Source organism: Cellulosimicrobium cellulans (assembly GCF_016907755.1).
GTDB classification, from domain to species: domain Bacteria; phylum Actinomycetota; class Actinomycetes; order Actinomycetales; family Cellulomonadaceae; genus Cellulosimicrobium; species Cellulosimicrobium cellulans_D.
In genome coordinates this window covers 609,728-633,426 of the sequence record NZ_JAFBCN010000001.1, presented here as the reverse complement: position 1 = coordinate 633,426, position 23,699 = coordinate 609,728, and the positions used below count along the sequence as shown (strand labels likewise).

Sequence of the window (23,699 nt, the reverse complement as noted above, 5' to 3'; positions counted from 1 at the left end):
GCGGCTCACCGGGTCCCGACGGCGGAGGGCCGCACGACGGGCGCCCACGACTCGGGGTCGAGGGCCGGCGCAGGCTGCGCGTCGTCCCAGGCCCGGCAGTCGTCGATCGTCGCGGCGAGCAGCGCGCGCAGACGCTCGTCCGGGTCCGGCACGCACGCCTCGGCGATGCCCTGCACCGCCGCGGAGATGATGCTCGGCGCGGCGTCGCGCACGAACCGGCTCGGCCGCAGCCGCGCGCCCTCGCAGAACCGCTGCGCCCAGCGCGCCGTGCGCGGGCAGCTCGCGAGCGCGTCGGCCGACTCGGCGCTCAGCGTGCCCGCGGGCCGGTCGTCGAGGACGTCGAGCATCTTCTCCGCCCCGATGATCGCGACGGCGAGCGTCTGCTGCCGGTCCGCCGGGGCGATCGGCAGCGCCGCGACGGCGGCGCGCAGCGCGATGCGCACGTCCCAGTGCGGGTCGTCGCTCGTCAGCCCGATGACGGACGGGATGAGCGGCGCGAGCTTGGGGCGCTCCGGGTCGACCGTGAGGTCGTTCACGGCGCGCGCCAGCATCGCGAGCAGCGGGTGCGTGCACCGTGGATGGTCGCTCCACCGCTCCCCCGCGAGGTAGGACGCGAGCTCCATGAAGCACGCGCCCTTCTTCGGGTTGCGGTGCTTGCCACGGCCCAGCATCGGCAGCATGTCGTAGGTGTCGGTCACGAGGTCACCCCCACAGGCGGGTCCGGTCCTCCGTCCAGTCTGCGCCGGGCTCCGGTCGTTGGCAACGGGAGGAGTGACCCCGGTCACGCAACTGCTGGGCACGCATCTCCGTAGTTCGGTCGATAGGCCCGCGACGGCGGCTCAGAGGACCCGCGGAATGCGTGGTGGGCGAGTTGGTGACGCACAATTGGCGGGAGGACCCGTCTGCGACGGTCACCATCCACACCGTTCCTGTTGTGAGCGGGAGTGGGTCGGGTGACTCCTCCGGGATGCTCTGCCGTCCGAACGGTGTTGACGGCGCTGGCGTGTGTTCTAGGGATCCGGTGGGCCTGCGGCGTCGTGCGCCCTCGGCTGTGTGGTGACACGCGAGCGGGAAGTCTTCGGTGACCGTGTGGCTGGCCCGACTGGTTGGCCGCTACGCGTCCTCTGTCGCGTGGCGGGTCCGGCGGGCTTGCGCCGGGCACGGTGCCCGAGGCTTCTCCTGCCGATCACGACCGCGGCGGCGCGGTGGCCGTCGGTGGTCGGGTCGGAAGACCTGAGTGCGGGGAGCCAGTGCTGGCGTCCCCAGCGGGAGGTGTAGGCGGGGTCGACCGCGATCACCGAGAGCCCCGCGGCGGCGGCCATGGCGGCCAGTCGGGTGCGGAACCTCGCAGTCGGGATACCTGCGACGGTGCGCCGGAACCGCTTGCCGTGCCGGCCGCGCCCCATCGTCTCGCGGCCGGTGGCGAGGGCGTCGGCGAAGCCCAGGTTCTCGATGCTGATGGACGCGCACTGGTGCTTCTTCGCGAGGTGGACGAGCCGGGTGACCAGGTGACGGACCTGCGCGTCACGATGCTCAGTTGTCCCGTCGATGCGAAAGTCCAGGCGCACCGGCTGGCCGATGACGTTGCCGTGGGGGTCGATGACGGCGGCGTCTGCATGGCCGTCGTTGAGGTCGACCCCGAGCGTGGACTGTGCCTGCAACGAGGCGAGGGGGACGGTGGGGGCGTCACCGTAGCCCCAGGACGCATCGAGATACCAGCGGCCGCGTTGGTCGCGGTGCAGGTCGTAGCGGATGGCCTGGTTCCCCGCGATCCTGTCGGCCCATTCCTCGCCACGGTGGGTGGACAGCGAGACGGGGGCGGCGATCGACAACCGAGCTCCGAGGTCGGCGGAAAGCCCTCCGGGAACCTTGACCACGAGCACGGCGTGGTCGGTGACACGGATGGTCTCGTTCCCGAACCTTTTGCCGGACTCTCCGTCTGCGGTCAGGAACATGCGCTTACTCGTCCAGCGCTGATTCCACTGCTCACGTGTCATCTGAGACGTGTCGAGGCATGACCGCTGGCGCCATAGCCTGCCGCCACCAGCGACGATACGGGGCCGCCCCAGCTCACGACGCTCGCGCGCGTCGGCCAACCGGGCTTCTAGCTGGGCTTTGCGGCGAGACTTGGCGAAGCGTTCGGCCTCGCTCTTGTAGCCCTTGACCGGCCGCGCATCGGGCTTGTGCGGGTCACGAACCTCACCTCCCACGGGCGCGGCCATGCGCGCGCCGATCGTCTTCACCGCCGCCGTCAGCGAGTCGACGTGCGCTCCCAGACCGCGCATCCCCAGGTCGTAGGAGTCGATGACTGTACGGGTGATCGCACCAGCCCACCGCGACGACGTGGCAGCCGTCAGCGCCCGTTTGCGCTCAGCACGCCACCGCGCCTGCTCCTTCCCCGTGGTGAGACCGACAGCGATCCGGTCGGCGAGCGTCGCCAGGTAATGCCCACCCAGAAACGCTCCGATCCGCGTTACTGCCGCTTCCTCCTCCGACGTGAGGTGAACGCGAGTACGGGTTCGAACGCCCTTCGCAGGCGCGACGACAAACGGGCCCGCGATGGTCCGCAGCCCTGACTTCGTTCGCCCCCGGGTGGTCATGCGGTCTTGGCCGCCACCGGCGTCGCCGCACAGTCCAGCCCCGGGTGGTCCTTCACTGGCCGACGCCCGTAGAGCGGGGTGCAGAACGACGTCAGAACACCGGGCAGTTTCAGTCCGGCCTCAATCGCGTCGAGCACAACCGGACGTCGCCGCGACGTACCCCGGGCAGGCTCGACCAACTCGGCTCTCGCCCACCCCGACCAGTCCCGATGCGCCACGACCACGACCGTACCCGCGGGGTCCGACAGCAACCGGTGAGCCTCCACCCTCACCCCACTCTTCCCGACACACCGTGCGCCCGACCCGCGCCACGCGCTCAGTCGACCGGGGCCCCTGATGAGCCGGCCAACGAGGAGGCCAGGGCAAGCGTCGTGTCTTGGGAAGCCCGCAGCGGCCGATGGCGTCCACGGCATGTCGACCGGTCAGCGCGCGCCGAGGCCGGGTGCCTTAGGCGCGACGACCCACCTCAGACGCCTCAGGGTCGGGGGCGGGCACCGCCTAAGGCACCCTCCCCCGAACGGTGCGCGGTCGTCCGATGCGACGCCCGGGTGCTCAGGACGAACGTGAGTGTCGGACAGGCAGGGTGCCTGCAGAGACGGGGACGACCATGAGCGCACAGTTCGATCCGACCTTCGAGGCGGATCTCGCCTACCGCACGCAGCGGCTGCGGGAGGACTTCCGGCACGACGAGCCCTCGCTGCTGCACTGGTGGCGCGGGCGCCGTCAGCGCCACGACCACCCGGCGCGGTGACCGCGCCTCCCGACGCCGTCGACGAGAACCCTCTCGTCGACGGCGTCGTCGTGTCGGGCGCGGGCTCCGGTGGTCTATCCGCTGGTCACGTGTCGGTGCACGCTGCGAGGATGGGAGCCGTGCCACGCCCCTCCTCGCGCGCGCCCTTCGTGGCCCGCGCTGCCGAGCTCGACGCGCTCGCCGCGGCGGTCGAGCGCGCGCGCCGTGGCGAGCCGGGCGTCGTGCTCGTCGGCGCCGACGCCGGGGTCGGCAAGACGCGCCTCCTCACGCGCGCGGCGGAGCTCGCCGCCGGGAGCGGCGCGACCGTCGTCTGGAGCCACTGCGTCGACCTCGGCGAGGTCGGCCTCCCCTACCTCCCCTTCTCCGAGGCGCTGGCGACGCTGCGCACCCAGCACCCGGCGGTCGACGAGACCGTCGCGGCGCGTCCCGCGCTCGCACGCCTGCTCGACGCCGCCACGCCCGCGGACGACGAGCAGAGCCAGGGCGAGCGCCTCCAGCTCTTCGAGAGCGTCGCGGCGGCGCTCGCCGCGTCCGGGACGGCCGAGGCCCCGCTCGTGCTCGTCGTCGAGGACCTGCACTGGGCGGATCCGTCGAGCCGCGACGTCCTGCGCTTCGTCGTCGCGCGCCTGCGCGCCGAGCACGTGCTCGTCGTCGCGAGCTATCGCGCGGACGACCTGCACCGCCGCCACCCCCTGCGCCCCGTGCTCGCCGAGCTCCTGCGCCACCCGCGCGTCGAGCACGTGCAGCTCTCCCCCTTCACGGAGGGCGAGCTGCGCGAGTTCACCACCGCGCTCGCGGGCGCGCCCCTGCTGCCCGACGCGTTCGAGTCCGTCCGGACGCGCTCCGAGGGCAACGCGTACTTCGCCGAGGAGCTCGTCGAGTCGGGCCTCGACGACGAGCTGCCCTGGTCCCTCGCGGACGTCCTGCGCGCCCGCCTGGAGGTGCTCGACCCGGCCGTGCAGCACCTCGTCCGGGTCGCGTCGGTGTCCGGGCGCCAGGTGAGCGAGCCGCTCCTGCGCGAGGCGCTCGCGCGCGACGCCGCGGACGGCGAGGCGGCGACCGGGCGCTCGTTCGACGCCGCGCTGCGCGAGGCGATCGCCCACCACGTCCTCGCGGTCGAGGGCGACGGCGCGCGCGACACGGTCGTGTTCCGCCACGCGCTGCTCGCCGAGGCCGTCGCGTCCGACCTGCTGCCGGGCGAGCGCGTGGGCGTGCACCGCGCCTACCTCGCCGCGCTCGACGACGACCCCGCGCTCGGGTCCCCCGCGCTGCGCGCGCACCACGCGCTCGCCGCGCACGACCTCCCGGCCGCGCTCACGGCGTCGCGCGCCGCCGCCCGCAAGGCCGCGCGCGTGCTCGCGCCGGCGGAGGAGCTGCGGCACCTCGAGCAGGTGCTCGCGCTGTGGCGGGCCGTGCCCGACGCCGCGGACCTGCTCGGCGAGGACCGCGTCACGGTGGCGCTGGCCGCGGCCGGGGCGGCGAGCCGCGCGGGCGAGCCGGACCGCGCGGTCGCGCTCGCGCGCAAGGTCGTCGAGGGCACCGCGAGCGACCCGATGCGCCAGGCGTCGCTGCGGCACGTCCTGTCCCGGTACCTGCTCGGCACGGAGGAGGTCGAGGAGACCCTCGCCCACACCGAGGCCGCGCTGGCCGTGCTCCCGGCGGAGCCGCCGTCGCTCGACCGCGCGTGGACGCTCGCGATGCGGGCGCGCGCCGCGATGAACGCCGACCTCGACGAGCTCGCCGCGGAGGTCGCGGCGCAGGCCCTGGACGTCGCGCACCGGCTCGACGCGCCCGACGTCGAGGCCGACGTGCTCACGACGATGGCGATCCTCGAGGTCGCGGACGACGACCGGGCCGCGGTGCTGCTCGCCCAGGCCCGGGAGCGCGCCGTCGAGGCGGGCGACATCCTCACCGAGCTGCGCTGCTGGTACAACATCGCGGCCAACCGCTACTACGCGGGCCGCATCGACGAGGCGCTCCAGGTGACGGCCGACGGCCTCGACCGCGCACGCGCGACCGGGCTCGGCTGGAGCGCGTACGGCGTCGAGCTGCGCCTGTTCCGCGACCTCGTGCGGTACGTGCTCGGCGACCTCACGCCCACCGAGACCACGGGCGAGACGATGCCCGAGGGGTCCGCCCCGCAGCTCTCGTGCGTCCAGCTCTACGCGGCGGTGGCGCGGGGTGACGCCGACGCGCTCGCGCGCGGTACCGCCCTGCGGCGGGACTGGTTCCGGGACGGGCAGATCGCGCTCATCTCCGGCGGCTGCTCGATCGACGCGCTGACGTGGGCGGGGCGGGACGAGGAGGCGGTCGCGCTCGCCGTCGAGCTCGTGGACCACCTGGGCCGCACGTGGAGCGACTACTTCCTGGGCCGCATCTGGATCTCGGCGCTCGCGCTCGCCGCGCTCGCCGACGCCGCGGACGCGGCGCGCCTCCAGGGCGCGTCGGGCGCCGGCCAGGTCGCGGCGCTCGTCGCGCGGGGCGACGAGCTGCTGGAGGCGGCGCGCACGACGGCGGAGCGCGGCCGACCGCGCGGCGGTCGCCTCGGGCCCGAGGGGCGCGCCTGGCTCGCGCGCGCCGCGGCCGAGCACTCCCGGCTCACGGGCGATGGCGACCCGGCGCTGTGGGAGGAGACGACGCGCCTCTTCGACTACGGCTACCGGTACGAGGTCGCGCGCTCGCGCTACCGGTGGGCCCAGGCGCTGCTCGGTGCGGGCGACCGGAACGCCGCCGAGATCGAGGCGGCGCAGGCGCTCGAGGAGGCGGAGTCGATGGGCGCGGCCCCGCTCGCGGAGGCGGTGCGCGCGCTCGGGCGCCGTGGCCGGCTCGACCTGCCCGGGGTCCGGCGGTCCACGACGGCGGTCCTCACCGAGCGCGAGGAGGAGGTCCTGCTGCTCGTCGCGCAGGGCCTGACCAACCGGCAGATCGGCGAGCGCCTGTTCATCTCCGCGAAGACGGTGAGCGTGCACGTGTCCAACGTCCTGGCCAAGCTCGGCGCGTCCGGGCGCGCCGAGGCCGTCTCGCTCGCGCACCAGCGCGGGCTGCTCGAGGTCTGAACGCGATGGGCTCGTCGCCGGGGGCGCCGCCCGGGTCGTCGGACGGCGGTCCTGCCGGCACCCTCGTCCTCGTGCGCCACGGGCAGAGCACGTTCAACGCGGGCGACCGCTTCACCGGCCTCCTCGACGTGCCGCTCTCGGACGTCGGGGTCGCGGAGGCCGGGCGCGCGGCCCGGCTGCTCGCCGACGCCGTCGCGCGCGAGCCCGCCCTGGTCCCCCGCCGCGTCGTGACGTCCCCGCTCGTGCGCGCGTCGACGACGGCCGCGATCGTCGCCGACGCGCTCCCCGGGCCGCCCCCGCTCGCCGTCGAGTGGCGCCTCGTCGAGCGCCACTACGGCGCGTTCACGGACAAGCCGCGCGACGTCGTCCGGCGCGACTACGGCGAGGCGGCCTACTGGCGCTACCGCCGCTCCTACCTGCACCGCCCGCCCCCGCTCGCGGCCGACGACCCCGCGCGCCCGCTCGTCGACGACACGCTCCTCCGCCTGCCCGACGCCGCGCGCGCCGCCCTGCGCCCCGACGCCGAGTCGCTCGCGGACGTCGTCGAGCGGCTCCGCCCCTTCTGGGCCGCGACCCGCGCGGCGCTCACGCGGGGCGAGTCGTTGCTCGTCGTCGGGCACGGCAACTCGCTGCGCGCGCTGTCCGTGCTCGTGGACGACCTCACGCCCGAGGAGGTCCAGGACCTCGACGTGCCCACCGGTCACCCGCTCGTCCACCGCTTCGCTCCCGGCCCCGACAGCACGCACGTCCCGGAGGTCCGGGGCGGCACCTACCTCGACGCGCACGGTGCCGAGCACGCGCTCGGCGACCTCAGGTCCCGCGGCGGCACCTGAACGGGCCCCGTCCGTCGCGACGCCTCGGCGTGCCCGTGCGCGCCGGCGTCACGACTCGGGCGTGGCGGAGCCGAGGGCCTGGGCCGTGCGCGCCGACGAGATGAGCGCCACGTCCAGCAGGCACTGCCGCCAGGCATCCCCGTCCAGGCCCCCGGGGTCGAGGTACCAGCGGTCCGGCAGCATGCCGGTCTCGACCCCGCGGACGTCGAGGCACGTCCTGAGCTCCGCGTCGGACGTGTCGCCGGGCGCGGGGGCGGCGGGGAGCAGACGGTCGACGAGCAGCCGGGGGATCGCGGGCGACGTCTCGATCGGCACGACCTCCCGGGTCGTCGGGTCGTACGAGGCTCGGCAGCTCGGGTCCCGGTCGGGACCGGTCAGCGGCGAGCCGCACGTCATCGCCCCGAGGCTCCGGTCGTTCTCGGACCGCGTCGCGGTGAGGATCCCCCGGACGTCCGTCGCCGGACCTGCCTCCGGGCCGAGCGCCGCGACGTTGAGGAAGAGACCTTCCGCCCAGGCGTCGGGGAGACGGTACGTCGGGCCGGTCGCGGCCGGTCCCTCACCGGCCAGGAGCACCCAGGTCTCCATGCGCTCGCGCTCCCACGAGGGGTCCGACCCGGGCGGCGTGGCGGAGGTCGCGACGCTCAGCACCAGACCCTCGGCGCCGCCCTCGCGCTGGAGCAGGACCAGGTTCTGGAAGCCGTCGTGCACGACCGCTCCCGCCGTGCCTCCGCGCCGCAGGACCGCGAGGTCGCCGTCGTCCCCGGCGAGGACGCGCAGCCCCGGAGGCTGCTCGCTCCCCGCGGGCTCGGGACGGTACTCGACGAAGAACCGCTCGCCGTCGCGCCAGGCGCCGAGGCCGAGGTCGAGCACGTACGCGCCGTCCTCGCGCAGGTACGTCGCGGGCTCCTTCACCGCGACGACGCCCGGCGCGACGTCGACGAGCGTGGCCCGCGCCGTGACGACCTCGTACCCCGGCGACCCGGAGACGACCTCGCGCGCGAGGTCACGGAGCCCGTCCGGGCCGCCCGCCGTCACGACGCCCGTCCCGACGAGCCCCAGCGCGACGACGCCCGCGACGCCGGCGAGCGACCGGCGGCGTTGCACGCCGCGTCGGCTGGACCGGAGGACCACGTCGAGGTCGAGCTCGGAGGGTGGGACGGCGTCGTCGGCCGTGCGCCGCAGCCGGGCGAGGAAGTCGTCCTCGGGCGGGGTGGGCACCGGGCGTCCGGTCACGGGGCTCATCGGGGTGTCCTTCCGGAGGTCCAGGTGGTCGGGGAGGTCAGGGTGGTGGTCGTCGGGGCGGGAGCGGTGCCCTCGGGTGCGCCGAGGATCGCCCGCAGGCGGGCGAGGCCCCGGGAGGCCGTCGACTTCACGGTGCCGACGGGCATGCCCAGCTCGGCGGCGACCTCGCTCTCGCTGAGGTCGAGCAGGTGCCGCATGACGACGACGCGACGCTGCTTGACCGGGAGCGTCAGGAGCGCGCGCACGACGGCGTCGCGGTCGTCGACGGAAGCCGTCGGCTCCCCGGTGCCGGGGCGGCCCTGACGTCCGGCGCCCTCCGCCTGCGTGAGCTCGTCCGGCCCGGCGAGCACCTCGCGCCGCGTGCGGCGCCACGTGTCGACGCGCAGGTTGGCGAGCACGCGGCGGGCGTAGGCGAGGGGGTCGCGCTCGCGGGCCCGCGACCACGCGCGGTAGGTCCGCTCCAGCGCGTGCTGCGTGAGCTCCTCCGCCCGGTGCCGGTCCCCGCAGAGCAGGTACGCCATGCGGTGCAGGGGGTCGCGGGCGTCCCGCATGAACGCCGAGAACTCCTGGTCGCGCGTGCGCCGGGCGACGAGGTCGACCTCGACCGTCGCCGCGCCGTCCTGCCCGTCGTCCTGATGCTCGTCGCCTGCGGCGTCGAGCAGCAGCTCGAGCCCGCCGGTCCCCCCGACCGGTCCGGCCGCACCCGTCGCGGTCACGTCGTCACTCCTCGCGGGTCGCGCCCGCCGTCGTCTCGTGGTCTCACGAGCGGTACACGCAGCACCCTCACCCGACGTTCCCTTCTTCCCGATTTCACCCCGTCTCCGTGCCCGGCTGGCGCGGCTTGCACTGTTTGACCGGCCTCGTCCTGGTGATACTGGACCATGACCGACGCCCAGGCGATCCGCGAGCTCGCGCAGGCGGGGCTCGCCGAGCCGGTGGCGGACGAGTCGTTCGACCGGTTCGCGCGCCTCGTGCGGCGACAGCTCGGGGTGCCGTCGGCGCTGGTCACGCTCGTCCTCGACGACGAGGCGGTGCTGCCCGGCGCGCTCGGCCTGCCCGAGCCGTACCAGTCCCAGCGTCGCACGCCCCTGAGCCACACGTTCTGCCAGTTCGTCACGAGCGACGCGCGACCGCTCGTGGTCGAGGACGCGCGGGTCGTCCCGCACCTCGCCTCGCTCCGCGCGGTCGACGACATCGGCGTCGTCTCCTACGCCGGCTTCCCGATCTTCGACCCGCACGGCCGCGCCGTCGGGTCGTTGTGCGCGTTCGACGGGCGGCCGCGCCCGTGGTCCGACGAGGACCTCGCGACCCTCGCCGACCTCGCGTCCGCGTGCACCTCCGAGCTGCGGCTCCGCCTCGCCCGGGCGCGGGCGAAGCGCATGCAGCGCGTCGCGCTCGCGGCGAACCGGCGGTCCCGTCTCCTCCTGGAGCTCTCCGAGTCGTTCGCCGCCGCGACGTCGGTGCGCGACGTCGCGGAGCGGCTCTCGGCGGTCGGCGCCGGGATCGGCGCCCGCTACGCGGGCCTCGCGATGCTCGACGCGAGCGGCACCCGGCTCGAGTACACGACGCTCGACCACCTGGAGCCGGGCGTCCCCCTGTCGTTCCGCCGGATGCGGGTCGACGACGACCGCGGCGCCGCGATCGCCGCCCGCACGCGCGAGCCCCTGTTCTTCCGCGACCACGCCCAGTACACCGCGCGGCTCCCCGAGGCGGCCGCGCTCATCACGTCCGACGACGTCGAGGCGCGCTCGTTCCTCCCCGTCCTCGCGGGGGAGCGGCTGCTGGGCGTCGTCGCGCTGGCCTGGGACGCGGTCCGGGAGTTCGACGAGGACGCCGTGAAGACGGAGACGACGGTCGCGTCGTACGTCGCGCACGCGCTCGACCGCGTCCGGCTCCTGGAGGAGCGGCACCGCGTCGCGACGACGCTCCAGGCGGCGATGCTCACCGAGCTCCCGTCGGTGCGCAGCGCGGAGCTCGCCGCGACGTACGCGTCCGCGACCCGCACCGACCAGGTCGGCGGCGACTGGTACGACGCCGTGGTGCTCGACGACGACGCGTGCGTCCTCATGATCGGGGACGTCACCGGCCACGACATGCGCGCCGCCGCGCAGATGGGCCAGCTCCGCTCCATGCTGCGCACGTTCGCGTGGTGCCAGGACGAGCCGCCCGCCGTCCTGCTCCGGCTCCTGGACCGGGCCAACCGCGGCCTCGCGCTGCACTCCAGCGGCACGGCCGCCGTCGTGCGGCTCGACCGCACCCCGCACGGGTTCGACGTCACGTGGTCGAACGCCGGGCACCCCTCCCCGCTGGTGCTGCGGGCCGACGGCAGCGTCGAGGCGCTCGACGCCGCCCCGGACCTCATGCTGGGCGTCCTGCCCGGCACCACGCGGCACGACCACCGCGCGCACCTCGCGCACGGGGACACGCTCCTCCTCTACACCGACGGCCTCGTCGAGCGGCGCGGCACGTCCTACGCCGAGCGGCTCGGCGCCCTGCAGGCCGTCCTCGCCGAGCTCACGGCGACCGCGACGTCCGCCCTGCCCGACGCGCTCGTGCGCCGGCTCGTGTCCGACCAGCGCGACGACGTCGCCGTCCTCGCGCTGCGCGTCCGGCACACCGTCGCCCGACCGCCCGGCCCGGGGCGGCCGTCCGTCCTGACGCGCCGGGTCGAGCACGCGTCGTCGGCGATCGGTCCCGCCCGCCGCTGGGTGGACGACGTCCTCGAGAGCTGTGACGTGTCGTCGGCGGTCCGGCGCATCGCGATGCTCCTCACGAGCGAGGTGCTGACCAACGCGGTGCAGCACGGCGCGGCGCCGGTCGAGGCGGAGCTCGAGGTCGGGCACCGCGTCCTGCGCGTCGCCGTGCGGGACGGCTCGACGTCCCTCCCGCGGCTCCGGTCCCCGCGCCCGGACGAGACGGGCGGCCGGGGCGTGCAGTTCCTCGAGCGCTGCGCGTCGCGCTGGGGCGTCGACGCCGTCGACGGCGTCCCGGGCAAGACCGTGTGGTTCGAGATCGACCTCGACGACTGATCTCCGTCCCCTGTGCCGTGTCGGAGGGCAGAGGTAGCGTGTGTGAGGTGGGCCACTCCCCTGGTCCCGCGCGGGTGGTCGCAGCATCAGGCGCCCACCCGTGGGCACCCCTCGCGAACGTCGAGACCATCGAGTCCTGAGAGGCAGCACCATGACCGACCTCGCCACCCCCACGGGCCTGCGCCCCGGCACCACCACGTCCGGCGCCGCTCCCCTGCCCGAGCGCGACGACCTCGACGCGGTCCTCGCCGGCCACCGCCGGGAGATCACGGGTTACTGCTACCGCATGCTCGGCTCCTCGTTCGAGGCGGAGGACGCCGTGCAGGAGACGTTCCTGCGCGCGTGGCGCTCCTACGACCGCTTCGAGGGCCGCTCGTCGCTGCGCTCCTGGCTCTACCGCATCGCGACGAACGTGTGCTTCGACGCGCTCGGCGCGCGCAAGCGGCGCGAGCGCCCCATGGGGCTCGGCGGCCCCCAGGCGCCGGAGGCCGAGAACCTGGGACAGGTGCTCCCGGAGGAGACGTGGGTCGAGCCGGTCCCCGACGACCGCGTGCTCCCGCACGACGGCGACCCGGCGCAGGTCGCGGTGGGCCGCGAGACCATCCGGCTCGCGTTCGTCGCGGCGCTGCAGTTCCTGCCGCCGAAGCAGCGCGCCGTGCTCCTGCTGCGCGAGGTGCTGCGCTGGCAGGCGAGCGAGGTCGCGGAGCTGCTCGACACGTCCGTGGCGTCGGTCAACAGCGCGCTGCAGCGAGCGCGCGCGACGATGGCGGCGCGGGCCCACTGGGACAGCTCGGGGCTCGCGGACGGCGCCGAGCCCGCGCCCGCGCCGGTCGCGTCGAACGCCGGGCTCGGCGACGAGGAGAGGCTGCTGCTCGAGCGGTACCTCGACGCGTTCGAGCGCTACGACATGGACGCGCTCGTCGCGATCCTCCACGAGGACGCGACGCTGTCCATGCCGCCGTACCCGCTGTGGATGAAGGGCACGGCGGACATCGTGACCTGGATGACGGGGCCCGGCCACGAGTGCGAGGGGTCCCGCATGGTGCCGGTGGCGGTGAACGGCACGTTCGGTTTCGGTCAGTACCGGCGCGCGGAGGGCGGCGGGCACGAGCCCTGGGCGCTCCAGGTGATCGAGACCGAGGAGGGGCGGGTGACGGCGATCAACGCGTTCCTCGACACGGCCTCGTGGTTTCCGCTGTTCGGCCTCCCCGCGCGCCTCGACGACTGACCCGAACGCCCACGACCCTGGAACTCACCGCTCCGGCTGTGTGACGGCGGGGTGCGCCGGCTCGGGGGAGGTCTGGTCTCGCCGCGACGAGGGACGTTCGCGGAGGAAGAGTGCGCACACGACGCCGAGCGCGAGCACCGCCGGCATGATCCACAGCGCTGACTGATAATCGCTCAGACCGGGGTTCTCCGCTGGTAGGAGCCGACCAGGGACTGCCTCGAGGACGCCGCCGACGATGAAGCACACGCCGTTGACGATGGCCGAGGCGCTGCCGATCAGTGCTGGGGACACAGACTCGCCGGCGATGGTGAACCCGAGCATGTGCGTCCCGGCGAGGAGCCCGACGGCGAACATGATGACGACGCTCACGCCGGCGGACTTCGCGGGGCCGTAGATGAAGAGGGTGACGGCGACGGCCTGGAGGGCGAGCCCCCACACCGCGGGCCACTTGCGGCTGTGCCAGCGGTCGGAGATGACGTTGACGAGCGGTGCGCCGAACGCGAGGCCGAGCCAGGCCAGGGCGGACAGGACGGCCGCGAGGCCCACCGACGCCCCGCGAGCCTCCTGGACGCGCGGTCCCCACAGCACGCCGACGGCGAGCATCGTCCCGAAGGACGCGCCGGCGAAGAGCGCCGAGAGGACGACCTGACGGTTGCGGAAGCACGCCGCGAGGTCTGCGAAGATCTCCGCGAAGACGTTCTTGCCGCGGTGCGCCTCCGCCGCCGCGTGCGCCTCCTCCGGCGTCGAGACCGGGTTGCGGACGATGAAGACGAACCCGACGAACAGCAGGACGCCGAACGCGCCGAAGCCCGCGAGGAGCTCCTGCCACGACATCGAGCCGAGCAGGGCCGAGATCGCGGGCTGACTCACCGCGGACCCTAGCGACGCGAACATCTGCACCATGCCGAACATGAGGCCGTACTTGGCCGCCGCGAACCACTTGCCGCCGACGTAGCCCGCCCCGACGAAGCCGAACGACGAGCCGATCGCGAGGACGACCTGCGCCAGCACGAGCGTGGTGAAGTCCGTCGTCGCCGAGTACAGGAACGCACCAGCCGTGACGAGGGCGACGGCGATCGCGAGGAGCGGGCGCGTGCCGTACCGGTCGAGCAGCGAGCCGGAGAAGAACTGGCACACCGCGAAGACCCAGGTGTAGATCGACGCCGCGAGGCTGACCTGGGTGATGGTCAGCGACGCGTCCTGCTGGATGTCGGGCGAGACGATCCCGTAGCCGGTCTGGATCGCGAACAGCCAGACGACGAAGATCGTCGCGAGGACCCAGATGGTCCACGCCTCGGGACCCCCGAGCCGGCCGCGCGCGCGACGGGGCGTCTCGTCCGGGGAGGGGGCGGTCCCCGTGAACATCGACGTGGTGGCGTGGTGGTACGCCGCGTGGCCGCTCGACATCAGGACTCCTTGCGCTCGTGGGCGAGGGTGCCACCGACGTAGGTGGCGGCGACCGTGCGGTCGTCGGACATGATGGAGAGCACGAACAGCAGCTCCTCCGTCGACTCCACGGTCGACGTCCGGAACGCGAGGAGCGGCGTGGCCGCCGGGTCGAGGACGAGGAAGTCCGCCTCCTTACCCACCTCGAGCGAGCCGATCTTGTCGTCGAGGTCGAGAGCCCGGGCTCCGCCCAGGGTGGCGAGGTAGAACGACTTGAGCGAGTTCAGCGGGTAGCTGAGCAGCTCGGCGACCTTGTACGCCTCGTTCATCGTCGCGAGGATCGAGAAGCTCGTCCCTGCGCCCACGTCGGTCCCGAGTCCCACGTGCATCGGGTGCCGCGAGTCCTTCGCCTCGTGGACGTGGAAGAGGCCGCTGCCGAGGAAGAGGTTCGACGTCGGGCAGTGCGCGATCGCGGTGCCCGTCTCGCTCACCCGGCGACGCTCGGCGGCCGTGAGATGGACGCCGTGCGCGAGGACGCTGCGCCGCCCCAGCAGGCCGTAGTGGTCGTAGACATCGAGGTAGCCCGACCTCTCGGGGAACAGTGAGCGCACCCACTGGATCTCCCCGACGTTCTCCGAGACGTGCGTGTGCTGGAACGTGCCGGGATGCTCGTGCCACAGCGCGGACGCCGCCTCGAGCTGCTCGGGCGTGCTCGTGGGGGCGAACCGGGGTGTCACGGCGTAGAGCTGGCGACCGTTGCCGTGCCAGCGCTCGATCAGGGCCTTCGAGTCGTCGTAGCCGGTCTGGGCGGTGTCGAGGAGCGCGTCCGGCGCGTTACGGTCCATGAGGACCTTCCCGCCGATCATCCGGGTGCCGCGGCGCTGCGACTCCTCGAAGAACGCGTCCACCGACTCCGGGTACACCGCACAGAACGTGAGCGCCGTCGTCGTGCCGTTGCGCAGCAGCTCGTCGAAGTAGACGCGGGCGACCTCGCCAGCATGGTCGGCATCGGCGAAGCGTTGCTCCTCGATGAACGTGTAGTGGTTGAGCCAGTCGATGAGCTGTGACCCGAACGCGCCGATGATGCCGGTCTGCACGTAGTGGACGTGCGTGTCGATGAAGCCCGGGCACAGCACGCTACCCGGCCGGTGCACGATCTCGACGCCTGGAGGGACGGCGTCCTTGGTCTCCTCGTAGGTACCGAACGCCGTGATGATGCCGTCCTGGCAGACGATCAGCGCGTCCTCGATGTCGACGAGGGCGTCGTCGGAGTGGAACGGGTCGTCCTTGAAAGAGACGGCGTGGCCTCGCACAGCGGTGACCGTGCCCTGTGATGTCATAACGGTCTCTCCCTGGTGTCAGTCGAACGTCTCGAGGAGCGTGCTCCGCTCGGCGTCCGTGAGGTTCGTGGCGACGAGCTTCCCGTGGGTGCCGTGGAACCGCTCGCCGACGCGGTCGAGGTCGCCGTCCTCGGTGACGACGAACAGGGCGGACGAGCCGGGCGTGACGCCCTCCCGGATGCGGTCGAGCTGGTCCTTGTCGATGCCCACGGCGGCCATCGCCTTCGACGACGCGCCGATCGCGGCGCCGGCCGCGGCACCGAGGACGGGGGCGAAGAAGAGCGACCCGAGCAGCAACCCCCAGAACGCGCCCCAGCCGGTCCCGCGCCACTCGTCCTGGTGACCGTGGCGGGTCGTCGGCTTGGCCGCGCCCTCGGGCCACGTGACGACCGCGGTGTCGATGATGCGGATCGCGTGCTCCGAGGCCGAGTCGTGCAGGATCCGGGACGCGGTGTCCGCGCCCTCGGGCGAGTCGAACTTCCAGACGGTGAACGTGGCCATGGCACTTCTCCTTGTCAGCCGAGCAGCTTGGCCTTGGCGGCGGCGAACTCGGCGTCGCTCAGCACGCCCGAGGCGTGGAGCTGTCCGAGCCGCTCGAGCTGGCCGAGCAGGTCGTCCTGCGCCGGAGCCGCAGCGGGTGCGGCCGGCGCGGGCTGGGCGGCGTACTGGGCCGCGGCCTGCTGGGCCGCCGCCTCGAGGCGAGCCTGCTCCTGCGCGGCCTCGGCCTGCTGGGCCTCCCACGACTGCTGGGCACGGTTCGCCTGGTGGCGCTGCACGGCGCCCGCGGTCGCGGACGCGGTGCCCGCGATGACGGCGGTACGGGCGGCGGTCCCGATGAGCCCGGGACGGCCGATACGACGGATGGGCATGAGGTTCTCCTGGTTCGGTGGTCGGAGGTGCCACGGAGCGGGCGCCGGGCGGGCGGCTCAGTCCTCGACGAGCGCGAGGTCCGCGACCTCGTTGACGACCTCGGCCGGGATGCGCTCGCTGAGCAGCACGACGCCGTCGGCCGCGCTGGTCGCGGCGATCACGCCGCGGGCCCACGTGTGCTCGACGACGAGGACGAGGGCCGACGTGCCCGGGGCGAGCCCGGCGGCGACCGCGTCGAGGTCCTCCTCGCCCGCGAGGCCCGCACCCGTGAGCTCGACGTCCGTGATCTCCAGCTCGTCGCCCAGGTCGGTCACCTCGATGACCTCGACGTCACCGGCGTCGGAGCGCCGCACGACCGCGAGGTCGAGGAGCGTGACGGTGCCCTCCGCGAGCACCTCGAGGACGGAGGCCTGGACACCGGCCGGGATGCGGTCGGCAGGGAAGGCGATCGCGACGATCTCGACCGGGCCGAAGGTGGACGTTGCCATGGGACGGTGCTCCTGAGTCTCTGGGTGTGTGCGAGGACTGCCGTGCGGACGCGGGCTCCGGGGACCCGGCGCCCCAGGGCGGGTCGGTCAGCGCGCGGCGCGCTCGGCCTCGTCGCCATGGACCACGAGCGCCCACAGGACGAACACGTCGAGCACGATGGTGATCAGCGACCACCACGGGGTCACCTGGAGCGTCGTGAACTGGGCGATCGCGTTGAGGACGACCAGGACGATGGCGACCATGCGCGCCCAGCCCTTGCCCGAGAGCAGGGCGAAGCCGGTGAGGATCAGCAGCACGCCGATGACGAGGTGGATCCAGCCCCACGTCGAGACGTCGAGGACGACGATGCCCGCGTCGGTGACACCGACGAGGCTGTTCGGGGAGAAGACGGCGACCAGCCCGCTGATCGCGTTGAAGAAGCCGATCGTCACGAGGACGATCCCCGCGAACCAGACCCAGCCGACCCATGCCGAGACCTGCGACGAGCGTGCCATGCGAGTCCTCCTGGGGTACCGACCACGGCCGGAGCGAGACGAGCGGACGAGCGTGCGCGTCGATCGTGGCACCGGTCGTGAGGTTCGGCATCCGGAAGGTGCGGCGCGCCCGGCGGGTCCGCCGCCGGAGACGCCGCTAGGTTCGGGGCATGACGACGCCGACCCCTGCCGAGGACCCCAGGTCGGACGTGTCGGACGCGGGCGCACTCCCTGTCCAGCACGACTCCCGAAGGCCTCCGCGCTGGGTCCCGCGCGCGCTCGCCATGGCCGTCGTCGCGGTCTTCGTGGGGGTCTTCGCGTGGTACGCGATGGGCCAGCTCAAGTCGCTCGGGGTCAACATCCTCATCGCGTTCTTCGTCGCGCTCGCCCTGGAGCCCATCGTCGTGTGGCTCGTTCGCCACGGCTGGCGGCGGGGTGCGGCGGCGGCGGTGGCCCTGATCGGCTCGCTCCTGACGATCCTCGTGGTCCTCGCGCTCTTCGGGAACCTGTTCATCCAGCAGCTCGTCCAGCTCGTCCAGTCGCTCCCCACCCTGTACGCGAGCGTCCAGGACTTCGTCGCGGACCGCTTCGACGTGGTCATCCCCGACTCGGACGACCTCATCCGGCAGGTCATCAACGACTTCGGCGACGACGTCGCGTCCGGCGCCCTCGTCGTCACCACCACGATCGTCGGGGGCATCTTCGCGTCCCTGACGATCATGCTCGTCACCTACTACCTGCTCGCGGCGGGGCCCAAGTTCCGCGCCGCGGTGTGCCGCTGGCTCACGCCGAACCGCCAGGAGGAGGTCCTGCGGCTCTGGGAGATCACGCAGGTCAAGGTCTCCGACTTCATCAACTCGCGCATCGTCCTCGCCGCGCTGTCGAGCGTCTTCACCTTCGTCTTCCTGGTGATCGTCCAGACGCCCTACGCGCTCCCCCTCGCGGTGTTCACCGGCGTCGTCTCGCAGTTCGTCCCCACGATCGGCACGTACATCGGCGGCGCGCTGCCGGTCGCGGTCGCGCTCACGTCGCAGGGCCTTCCCCAGGCGCTCGGGGTGCTCGCGTTCATCATCGGGTACCAGCAGCTCGAGAACCTGTACTTCTCCCCCAAGGTCTCCGCCCGCGCGCTGGAGATGAACCCGGCGGTGAGCTTCGTCGTCGTGCTCGCGTTCGGCGCGGTGTTCGGCGCGCTGGGCGCGTTCCTCGCGCTGCCGATCGCCGCGACGATCCAGGCGGTCGCGAACACGTACCTCCAGCGGCACGAGCTCATCGAGTCGCACATGCTGCACGACCCCGGCTCCGAGGGGCACCGTCCGCACGGCAGAGGGCGGGACCGGGACGGCGACGGCGGCACCGCGCGGCGGCGCCGCAAGAACCGCGAGGCCGCCCTCGAGGCCGAGCGCACGGTCGACGAGAGGCGCGCCGAGGGCATCGAGTAGCCGCTCGCCGTCACGGGACCGGTCGGCGCGAGGTCGTCGAGCGGGAGCACGTCGTGCTCCTTCGGGGTCAGAGCGCGGAGATCCCGTCGCCGAGCATCTTGGCGCCCAGGACGAGCAGGAGGACGGCCATGATGACCGCGTTGTTGTGGATCATCCACGCCTTGAGGTCGTCGAGCATCGTGGCGGCGCGGGACCCCATGAACAGGTAGATGAAGACCGGGGTCGCGACGCCGAGGCTCGCGACGAGCGCGAACACGACGGACGCGACCACCTGGGCGTTCGTGTCCGCGGGGGCGGCCGACGCGATCGCCGCACCGCCGGAGACGACGAGCAGCAGGTTCTTCGGGTTGACCGCGCCGAGCAGGACGGCGAGGCCGGCGGCCTTCACGGGCGTGAACGCGTCGATCGCCGACATCCACTTCGGCGCCGGCGGCTCGACCCCGGCCCGAGGACGGCCGCGCCACTGCTTCACCGCGAGGAGGAGCAGCAGGACGCCCAGGACGATCTTGAGGATCGCGGCCCACAGCGGCGGGCCCTCGTCGTCTGGCGTGGCGGCCCCGGCGAGCGTCGCGACGAGCAGCGTCACCGCGCCGACCGCGACGAACCACCCGGCGAGGAACGCGAAGGCGTTCGCCTTCGCCCGCCCGCTCACGAGCATGAGCACGACCGCCACGATCGGCAGGGGGCTGATGAGCACGCCCACCGCGACGGGGAGGGACTGACCGATCGCCGCGCCCATGGGCGGCCTCCTTCGTGGTCCGGTCCCGGGGCGGGACGACGAGGACTGCGCGGGCTACGGCGCCGGTGCCGTGGCGTCCACCCGGGTGAGGTGCCCGACGGCGGTGCGTGCCGCCGTCGAGCACCTCACCCGGGTGGACCGCTCAGGCGTTCTCGTCGAAGGCCGCCCGGAGCTTGGCCTCCTCGTCCGCGGAGAGGTTCGTCTGGATGAGCTCGCCGTGGACGCCCTCGGCCTGCAGCGCCTCGTGCACGCGGTCGATCACGGCGCCCGACGTCAGCACGAACAGCGCCGACGTGCCCGGCGTGACCTTGCTGCGCACGGAGTCGATGAAGTCGTCGTCGATGCCGACGTCGGTCAGCGCACCCGCGATCGCCCCGGAGGCCGCGCCGATGGCCGCCCCGAGCAGCGGGACGAAGAAGAGGAGGCCGAACAGCAGGCCCCAGAACGTGCCGCCGAGCGCCCCGACCGCCGTCGTGCTGTTGCCCTGCCGCGTCTTCGGCTTCTTCTTGCCCTCCTCCCAGGACACGATCGCCGCGTCCTGGACCTGGATGAGCTCCTGCTTCTGGAGCGCGAGCAGCGCGTCCTCGGCGCGCTGCGCGCCCTCGGGGGTGTCGAACTTCCACACGGTGAGCGTTGCCACGTCAGACCTCTCGTTCCGGTTCGTGCGTTCGGCGGGCGCGCGGCGCTGCGCCCCGGGACGCGTCGAACGTAACCCTGGGCACAGGGTTGCGCGCGTCGAGTCTCCGCGGTCCCGACCCACGGCCCCGCGGGCACCGGGCCTCCGGATGCAGCCCCGTCCCGCCCGTGGTTCCCTTCCCCTGTGTCCGACGCGCCGGCTACCGCCCTCACGACGAGGCGCCTCCTGCGGTCCGTGGTCCCGGCCCTCGTCGTCGGTGTCGTCAGCGCGCTCACGCTCCTCGCGCTGTCGGAGCTCGCCACCTGGATCCAGCACCTGGTGTGGGACCGGCTGCCGCAGGCCTGGGGAGTGGCGACGACACGCACGTGGTGGACGGTGCTCGTGCTCACCCTCACCGGCGTGCTCGTGGGCGCCACCGTCCGCTGGGCGCCGGGGCACGCCGGTGTCGACCCGGCCACCACGGAGCTCGTCTCCGCCCCGCTCCCGCTCCGGGCCCTGCCGGGACTCGCGGTCGCGCTCGTCCTGGGCCTCGCCGGAGGGGTGAGCCTCGGGCCCGAGAACCCGATCATCGCGATCAACGTCGCGCTCGCCGCGTGGTTCCTGTGCCGACCGCGGTTCGGCGTCCCCGTCACGGGGGCGGTCGCGCTCGCGATGGCAGGCACCATCGGCGCGATGTTCGCGACGCCCGTCGCCGCCGCGCTCGTGCTCACCGAGAGCTTCGCCGAGCGCGGCGACCGGAGCGGCCCCCTGTTCGACCGCCTGTTCGCCCCCCTGGGTGCCGCCGGGGCGGGCGCCGTCACCATGACGGCGGTCGGCGCCCCGACCTTCGCGGTCGACCTCCCCGACTACACCGGCCCGGCGCTGGGCGACGTCGCGAGCATGGCGGTGATCGCCGTCGTCGCGGCCCTGGTCACGCTCCTCGCCGTGCTCGCGTTCACCCCCGTGCACACCCTCTTCCACCGCTTCCGCAGCCCGGTGCTCGCGCTGGGGCTCGGCGGGCTCGTGCTGGGCCTGCTGGGTGTCCTGGGCGGGCCCCTCACCCTCTTCAAGGGCCTCGAGGAGATGAAGGAGCTCGCCGACCAGGCCGACACCCTCGCCTGGTCCGCGATCCTCCTCATGGCCGTCGTGAAGCTCGCTGCGCTCGTCGTCGCGGCGGGCGCGGGCTTCCGCGGGGGCCGCATCTTCCCGGCGGTCTTCGTCGGCGTGGCCCTGGGGCTCTCCGCCGCCGCGCTCGTCCCCGCGGTGCCCCCCGCGATCGCCGTGTCCGCGGGCGTGCTGGGAGCGGTCCTGGTGGTCGCCCGCGACGGCTGGCTCGCGCTGTTCATGGCGGCCGTGACCGTCGGTGACGTCCACCTGCTCCCCGTGCTGTGCGTGGCCGTCGTCCCGCTGTGGCTCGTCGTCCGCTCGATGCCCCCGCTGCGCGTCACCGTCCCTGCGGGCAGGCCCGAGTTCGCCGCGCTCGGTCCCGTGCCCACCCCGGCCGGGCCCGCGGAGCGCTGACCGTACCCGACGCCGACACCCACCGACCCCGGTGGCACGGGTCCCGATGGGCGGGCTGGACGACGCGGTGGCCGCCGCCGAGCGGTGGGCGCAGCAGGCCCCGGACGAGGGTGCCCGGTAGGACGCCGTGGGCGCGCTCGTCCTCGACCTCCTGCCGCTGGGGCTCGGCATCGTCGTGAGCCCCCTGGCGATCATGGCGCTCGTCGCCGTGCTCCTGTCCCGCCGCGCGGAGGCGAACGGCGTCCTGTTCCTCGTCGGCTGGGTCGTCGGGCTCGCCCTCGTGCTGGCGCTGAGCTTTCTCGTCCTCAGGGCGCTCGAGGTCCACGAGCGGCACGCCCCGCCCCTGTGGGTGCCGGCCGTGCGGCTGGTGCTCGGCGCCGTCCTCCTGTGGGCGACGGTGCTCGTCTACCGCCGCGGGACGGCGCGCAAGCGGCAGATGGCGGCGGCCGCGACGCCGTCCTCGACAAGGCACGGGTCGCGCACGAGGCGGAGGACGACGGCTGGACCGCCGAGCTGCTGACCCACCTCGTCCGTTCCGACCCTGGCGACACGACGGCACGCCACCGGACGTCCATCACGGCCGCCGACGACGTGTCCTCGCCCGGGCGACCGGCGTCACGGACGCCGCGGTCGTGCGCCGGTTCCTCGGCTTCTTCGACCCTCTTCCGACCACGCCGGTCCGGCTGCTCGCACGGTAGGTCGCGGAGCGTCGCTGTCGTCAGCGGGGCATCCCCGCCGCGCCGACGACAGCGACGCACGCCCGAAGGACCGCACGGTACGTTCCCGCACGGCGCGCCGGAGCGGGCTGCTTCACGTCCGGCGCCCCCGCGGCACCTCGGCCGCGTCTTCACCGTAGGAACCCCGCCCGGCACTCGCCATCGCTGCGGGGGTCCGCGGAGCGGTAGGCTCGGGAGGTCGAGTCTGGACCTGGCTCCTCACCCACCGGAGACCCGGAGGCCAGCATGTCCGTGGACGACCATGCCATCGAGCAAGCCCTCGCGCGCGGCGCGCACCAGCAGATCGGCCAGTACCGCCTGGACCTGAGCACGGGCGTGTGGTGGTGGTCGCCCGAGACGTACCGCCTGCACGGCTTCGAGCCGGGCGACGTCGTGCCGACGACCGCCCTCGTCCTGGCCCACAAGCACCCCGACGACCGGGAACGGGTCCGGCAGATCCTCGACGAGGCGCGGCGCACCGGCGCGCCGTTCTCGAGCGTGCACCGGATCATGGACGCGCACGGCGCGGAGCGCTTCCTCGTCGTCGTGGGTCAGGGTCGCCGCGACCGGGAGACGGGCGCCGTCGCCGAGCTGGTCGGCTACTTCGTGGACGTCACCCGGACCGTCACCACGCACGCGCAGGAGCGCGCCCGGCACGACATCGCCGCCGCCGCGGAGACCCGCGGGACGATCGAGCAGGCCAAGGGGGTCGTGATGCTCGCCTACGGCGTGCACCCGGACGAGGCGTTCGCGCGCCTCCGGCGCGCGTCCAACGACCGCAACGTCCCGCTGCGCGAGCTCGCCCGCCTCGTCGTGAACGAGGGCGCGCTGGGCGGCGCGGACGGCGTCGAGCGCGTCGCCGCGCTCCTGCGCTAGCGGCACGGACGACGGCGCCGCCCACCCTCGGGCGGCGCCGTCGTCGTCAGCCCTTGGCCGTGGCCTCGCGGATCCGCTTCTGCTCCTGGCGGCGGTCCCACCAGCGGGTGAGGACGAGCCACCCCAGGAACCAGCCGCCCAGCGCACCGATCACCCAGACGACGACCGTGACGCCGATCCACGTGGACGCGCCCGAGATCTCCAGCCCGTCCCCGATGAGCGTCGCGACCCACAGGGCGAGGAACGTCGACACGAGGCCGATCCCGCCCAGGATCGCCGACGCGTACTTGCGCGCCACGTTGAACACGAACGGCGCGAGGATCGCCTGGGCCACCGCGAAGATCAGCACGGCGACGACGAAGCCCGAGGCGTGCACGGTGACGCCGTCGAACAGGCTGGAGGCCACGAGGAGGCCCACGGCAGCGAGGACCACGTTGATCGCGAAGCTCAGCAGGAAGCGGATCATGCGGTAACGGTCCCGCCCCTGGTCAGGTT

Annotated in this window: 22 protein-coding genes; 9 read left to right on the top strand and 13 right to left on the bottom strand. The window is 73.7% G+C overall.

Going from position 1 to position 23,699, the window contains the following annotated elements:
• Positions 1-5 precede the first annotated feature (5 nt).
• Positions 6-698 carry a hypothetical protein gene (locus tag JOE63_RS02740; protein WP_244286340.1) on the bottom strand — a complete coding sequence of 231 codons (693 nt, stop codon included), beginning with the start codon at positions 696-698 and terminating at the stop codon, positions 6-8.
• 312 nt (positions 699-1,010) lie between these two features.
• Positions 1,011-2,600, bottom strand: coding sequence for a hypothetical protein (locus JOE63_RS02735; protein WP_204538941.1), 1,590 nt, complete (start codon positions 2,598-2,600; stop codon positions 1,011-1,013).
• Between the two features lie 607 nt (positions 2,601-3,207).
• Here JOE63_RS02735 and JOE63_RS02730 point away from each other — a divergent pair.
• The 3 genes from JOE63_RS02730 to JOE63_RS02720 all read left to right on the top strand — a co-directional run bounded on the left by JOE63_RS02730 (position 3,208) and on the right by JOE63_RS02720 (position 7,240).
• Positions 3,208-3,351 carry a hypothetical protein gene (locus JOE63_RS02730; protein WP_157759540.1) on the top strand — a complete coding sequence of 48 codons (144 nt, stop codon included), beginning with the start codon at positions 3,208-3,210 and terminating at the stop codon, positions 3,349-3,351.
• A 119-nt stretch (positions 3,352-3,470) separates the two neighbouring features.
• On the top strand, positions 3,471-6,407 hold the full coding sequence (locus JOE63_RS21330; protein ID WP_307839906.1) for a helix-turn-helix transcriptional regulator: 2,937 nt from the start codon (positions 3,471-3,473) through the stop codon (positions 6,405-6,407).
• A gap of 5 nt (positions 6,408-6,412) precedes the next feature.
• A complete protein-coding gene (locus JOE63_RS02720; protein WP_204538935.1) occupies positions 6,413-7,240 on the top strand; it encodes a 2,3-bisphosphoglycerate-dependent phosphoglycerate mutase in 828 nt (275 codons plus the stop codon).
• A gap of 48 nt (positions 7,241-7,288) precedes the next feature.
• Here the strand turns inward: JOE63_RS02720 and JOE63_RS02715 are convergent, their stop codons facing one another.
• On the bottom strand, positions 7,289-8,482 hold the full coding sequence (locus JOE63_RS02715; protein WP_204538932.1) for a hypothetical protein: 1,194 nt from the start codon (positions 8,480-8,482) through the stop codon (positions 7,289-7,291).
• Entirely contained in the window at positions 8,479-9,198 is a 720-nt protein-coding gene (locus tag JOE63_RS02710; protein ID WP_307839905.1) for a SigE family RNA polymerase sigma factor, read from the bottom strand. The genes JOE63_RS02715 and JOE63_RS02710 overlap by 4 nt, the downstream gene beginning before the upstream one ends.
• Positions 9,199-9,363: 165 nt before the next feature.
• Here JOE63_RS02710 and JOE63_RS02705 point away from each other — a divergent pair, with 165 nt between their 5' ends.
• Together JOE63_RS02705 and JOE63_RS02700 are read left to right on the top strand one after the other, a co-directional pair.
• Positions 9,364-11,511: a SpoIIE family protein phosphatase gene (locus JOE63_RS02705; RefSeq protein WP_204538929.1), complete on the top strand. Its 2,148-nt coding sequence runs from the start codon at positions 9,364-9,366 to the stop codon at positions 11,509-11,511.
• Positions 11,512-11,662: 151 nt separating this feature from the next.
• On the top strand, positions 11,663-12,739 hold the full coding sequence (locus JOE63_RS02700; RefSeq protein ID WP_087470624.1) for a sigma-70 family RNA polymerase sigma factor: 1,077 nt from the start codon (positions 11,663-11,665) through the stop codon (positions 12,737-12,739).
• Between the two features lie 24 nt (positions 12,740-12,763).
• Here the strand turns inward: JOE63_RS02700 and JOE63_RS02695 are convergent, their stop codons facing one another.
• From JOE63_RS02695 to JOE63_RS02670, 6 genes are all read right to left on the bottom strand, one after another.
• Positions 12,764-14,146, bottom strand: a complete 1,383-nt coding sequence (locus JOE63_RS02695) for an MFS transporter (protein WP_204538926.1) — start codon at positions 14,144-14,146, stop codon at positions 12,764-12,766.
• Complete coding sequence (guaD, locus tag JOE63_RS02690; protein ID WP_204538923.1) at positions 14,146-15,438, bottom strand: guanine deaminase; 1,293 nt, start codon at positions 15,436-15,438, stop codon at positions 14,146-14,148. The genes JOE63_RS02695 and guaD overlap by 1 nt, the downstream gene beginning before the upstream one ends.
• A gap of 45 nt (positions 15,439-15,483) precedes the next feature.
• Positions 15,484-15,966, bottom strand: coding sequence for a DUF1269 domain-containing protein (locus JOE63_RS02685; RefSeq protein WP_087470622.1), 483 nt, complete (start codon positions 15,964-15,966; stop codon positions 15,484-15,486).
• 14 nt (positions 15,967-15,980) lie between these two features.
• Positions 15,981-16,334, bottom strand: a complete 354-nt coding sequence (locus tag JOE63_RS02680; RefSeq protein ID WP_087470621.1) for an SHOCT domain-containing protein — start codon at positions 16,332-16,334, stop codon at positions 15,981-15,983.
• 57 nt (positions 16,335-16,391) lie between these two features.
• Positions 16,392-16,823, bottom strand: coding sequence for a DUF6325 family protein (locus JOE63_RS02675; RefSeq protein WP_087470620.1), 432 nt, complete (start codon positions 16,821-16,823; stop codon positions 16,392-16,394).
• Positions 16,824-16,910: 87 nt separating this feature from the next.
• Complete coding sequence (locus tag JOE63_RS02670; protein ID WP_087470619.1) at positions 16,911-17,318, bottom strand: DUF7144 family membrane protein; 408 nt, start codon at positions 17,316-17,318, stop codon at positions 16,911-16,913.
• Between the two features lie 149 nt (positions 17,319-17,467).
• On the opposite strand from JOE63_RS02670, the gene JOE63_RS02665 reads away from it, so the two are divergent.
• Positions 17,468-18,736, top strand: a complete 1,269-nt coding sequence (locus JOE63_RS02665) for an AI-2E family transporter (protein WP_239576594.1) — start codon at positions 17,468-17,470, stop codon at positions 18,734-18,736.
• Between the two features lie 67 nt (positions 18,737-18,803).
• On the opposite strand, the gene JOE63_RS02660 is transcribed toward JOE63_RS02665, so the two are convergent.
• Entirely contained in the window at positions 18,804-19,475 is a 672-nt protein-coding gene (locus JOE63_RS02660; RefSeq protein WP_087470617.1) for a GAP family protein, read from the bottom strand.
• A 142-nt stretch (positions 19,476-19,617) separates the two neighbouring features.
• Positions 19,618-20,115: a DUF1269 domain-containing protein gene (locus tag JOE63_RS21325; protein ID WP_087470616.1), complete on the bottom strand. Its 498-nt coding sequence runs from the start codon at positions 20,113-20,115 to the stop codon at positions 19,618-19,620.
• Positions 20,116-20,295: 180 nt separating this feature from the next.
• Between JOE63_RS21325 and JOE63_RS02650 the strand changes: the two genes are divergently transcribed.
• The 3 genes from JOE63_RS02650 (at position 20,296) to JOE63_RS02640 (ending at position 23,204) form a co-directional block, all read left to right on the top strand.
• Complete coding sequence (locus JOE63_RS02650) at positions 20,296-21,612, top strand: ion channel protein (protein ID WP_204538920.1); 1,317 nt, start codon at positions 20,296-20,298, stop codon at positions 21,610-21,612.
• A gap of 127 nt (positions 21,613-21,739) precedes the next feature.
• Positions 21,740-22,132: a GAP family protein gene (locus JOE63_RS02645; protein ID WP_087470615.1), complete on the top strand. Its 393-nt coding sequence runs from the start codon at positions 21,740-21,742 to the stop codon at positions 22,130-22,132.
• A 448-nt stretch (positions 22,133-22,580) separates the two neighbouring features.
• Positions 22,581-23,204 (top strand): PAS and ANTAR domain-containing protein, encoded by a 624-nt coding sequence (locus tag JOE63_RS02640; RefSeq protein WP_244286335.1) that lies wholly within the window; start codon positions 22,581-22,583, stop codon positions 23,202-23,204.
• Between the two features lie 46 nt (positions 23,205-23,250).
• Here JOE63_RS02640 and JOE63_RS02635 read toward each other — a convergent pair whose 3' ends face one another.
• Entirely contained in the window at positions 23,251-23,670 is a 420-nt protein-coding gene (locus tag JOE63_RS02635) for a phage holin family protein (protein ID WP_087470614.1), read from the bottom strand.
• Positions 23,671-23,699: the final 29 nt, after the last annotated feature.

Bases quoted from the DNA above. Each gene is read 5' to 3' on its own strand.
- JOE63_RS02735 (WP_204538941.1), bottom strand. From the start codon at position 2,600: ATGACCACCCGGGGGCGAACGAAGTCAGGGCTGCGGACCATCGCGGGC.
- JOE63_RS02730 (WP_157759540.1), top strand. From the start codon at position 3,208: ATGAGCGCACAGTTCGATCCGACCTTCGAGGCGGATCTCGCCTACCGC.
- JOE63_RS02720 (WP_204538935.1), top strand. From the start codon at position 6,413: ATGGGCTCGTCGCCGGGGGCGCCGCCCGGGTCGTCGGACGGCGGTCCT.
- JOE63_RS02715 (WP_204538932.1), bottom strand. From the start codon at position 8,482: ATGAGCCCCGTGACCGGACGCCCGGTGCCCACCCCGCCCGAGGACGAC.
- JOE63_RS02705 (WP_204538929.1), top strand. From the start codon at position 9,364: ATGACCGACGCCCAGGCGATCCGCGAGCTCGCGCAGGCGGGGCTCGCC.
- JOE63_RS02700 (WP_087470624.1), top strand. From the start codon at position 11,663: ATGACCGACCTCGCCACCCCCACGGGCCTGCGCCCCGGCACCACCACG.
- JOE63_RS02695 (WP_204538926.1), bottom strand. From the start codon at position 14,146: ATGTCGAGCGGCCACGCGGCGTACCACCACGCCACCACGTCGATGTTC.
- JOE63_RS02685 (WP_087470622.1), bottom strand. From the start codon at position 15,966: ATGGCCACGTTCACCGTCTGGAAGTTCGACTCGCCCGAGGGCGCGGAC.
- JOE63_RS02680 (WP_087470621.1), bottom strand. From the start codon at position 16,334: ATGCCCATCCGTCGTATCGGCCGTCCCGGGCTCATCGGGACCGCCGCC.
- JOE63_RS02675 (WP_087470620.1), bottom strand. From the start codon at position 16,823: ATGGCAACGTCCACCTTCGGCCCGGTCGAGATCGTCGCGATCGCCTTC.
- JOE63_RS02670 (WP_087470619.1), bottom strand. From the start codon at position 17,318: ATGGCACGCTCGTCGCAGGTCTCGGCATGGGTCGGCTGGGTCTGGTTC.
- JOE63_RS02665 (WP_239576594.1), top strand. From the start codon at position 17,468: ATGACGACGCCGACCCCTGCCGAGGACCCCAGGTCGGACGTGTCGGAC.
- JOE63_RS02660 (WP_087470617.1), bottom strand. From the start codon at position 19,475: ATGGGCGCGGCGATCGGTCAGTCCCTCCCCGTCGCGGTGGGCGTGCTC.
- JOE63_RS02635 (WP_087470614.1), bottom strand. From the start codon at position 23,670: ATGATCCGCTTCCTGCTGAGCTTCGCGATCAACGTGGTCCTCGCTGCC.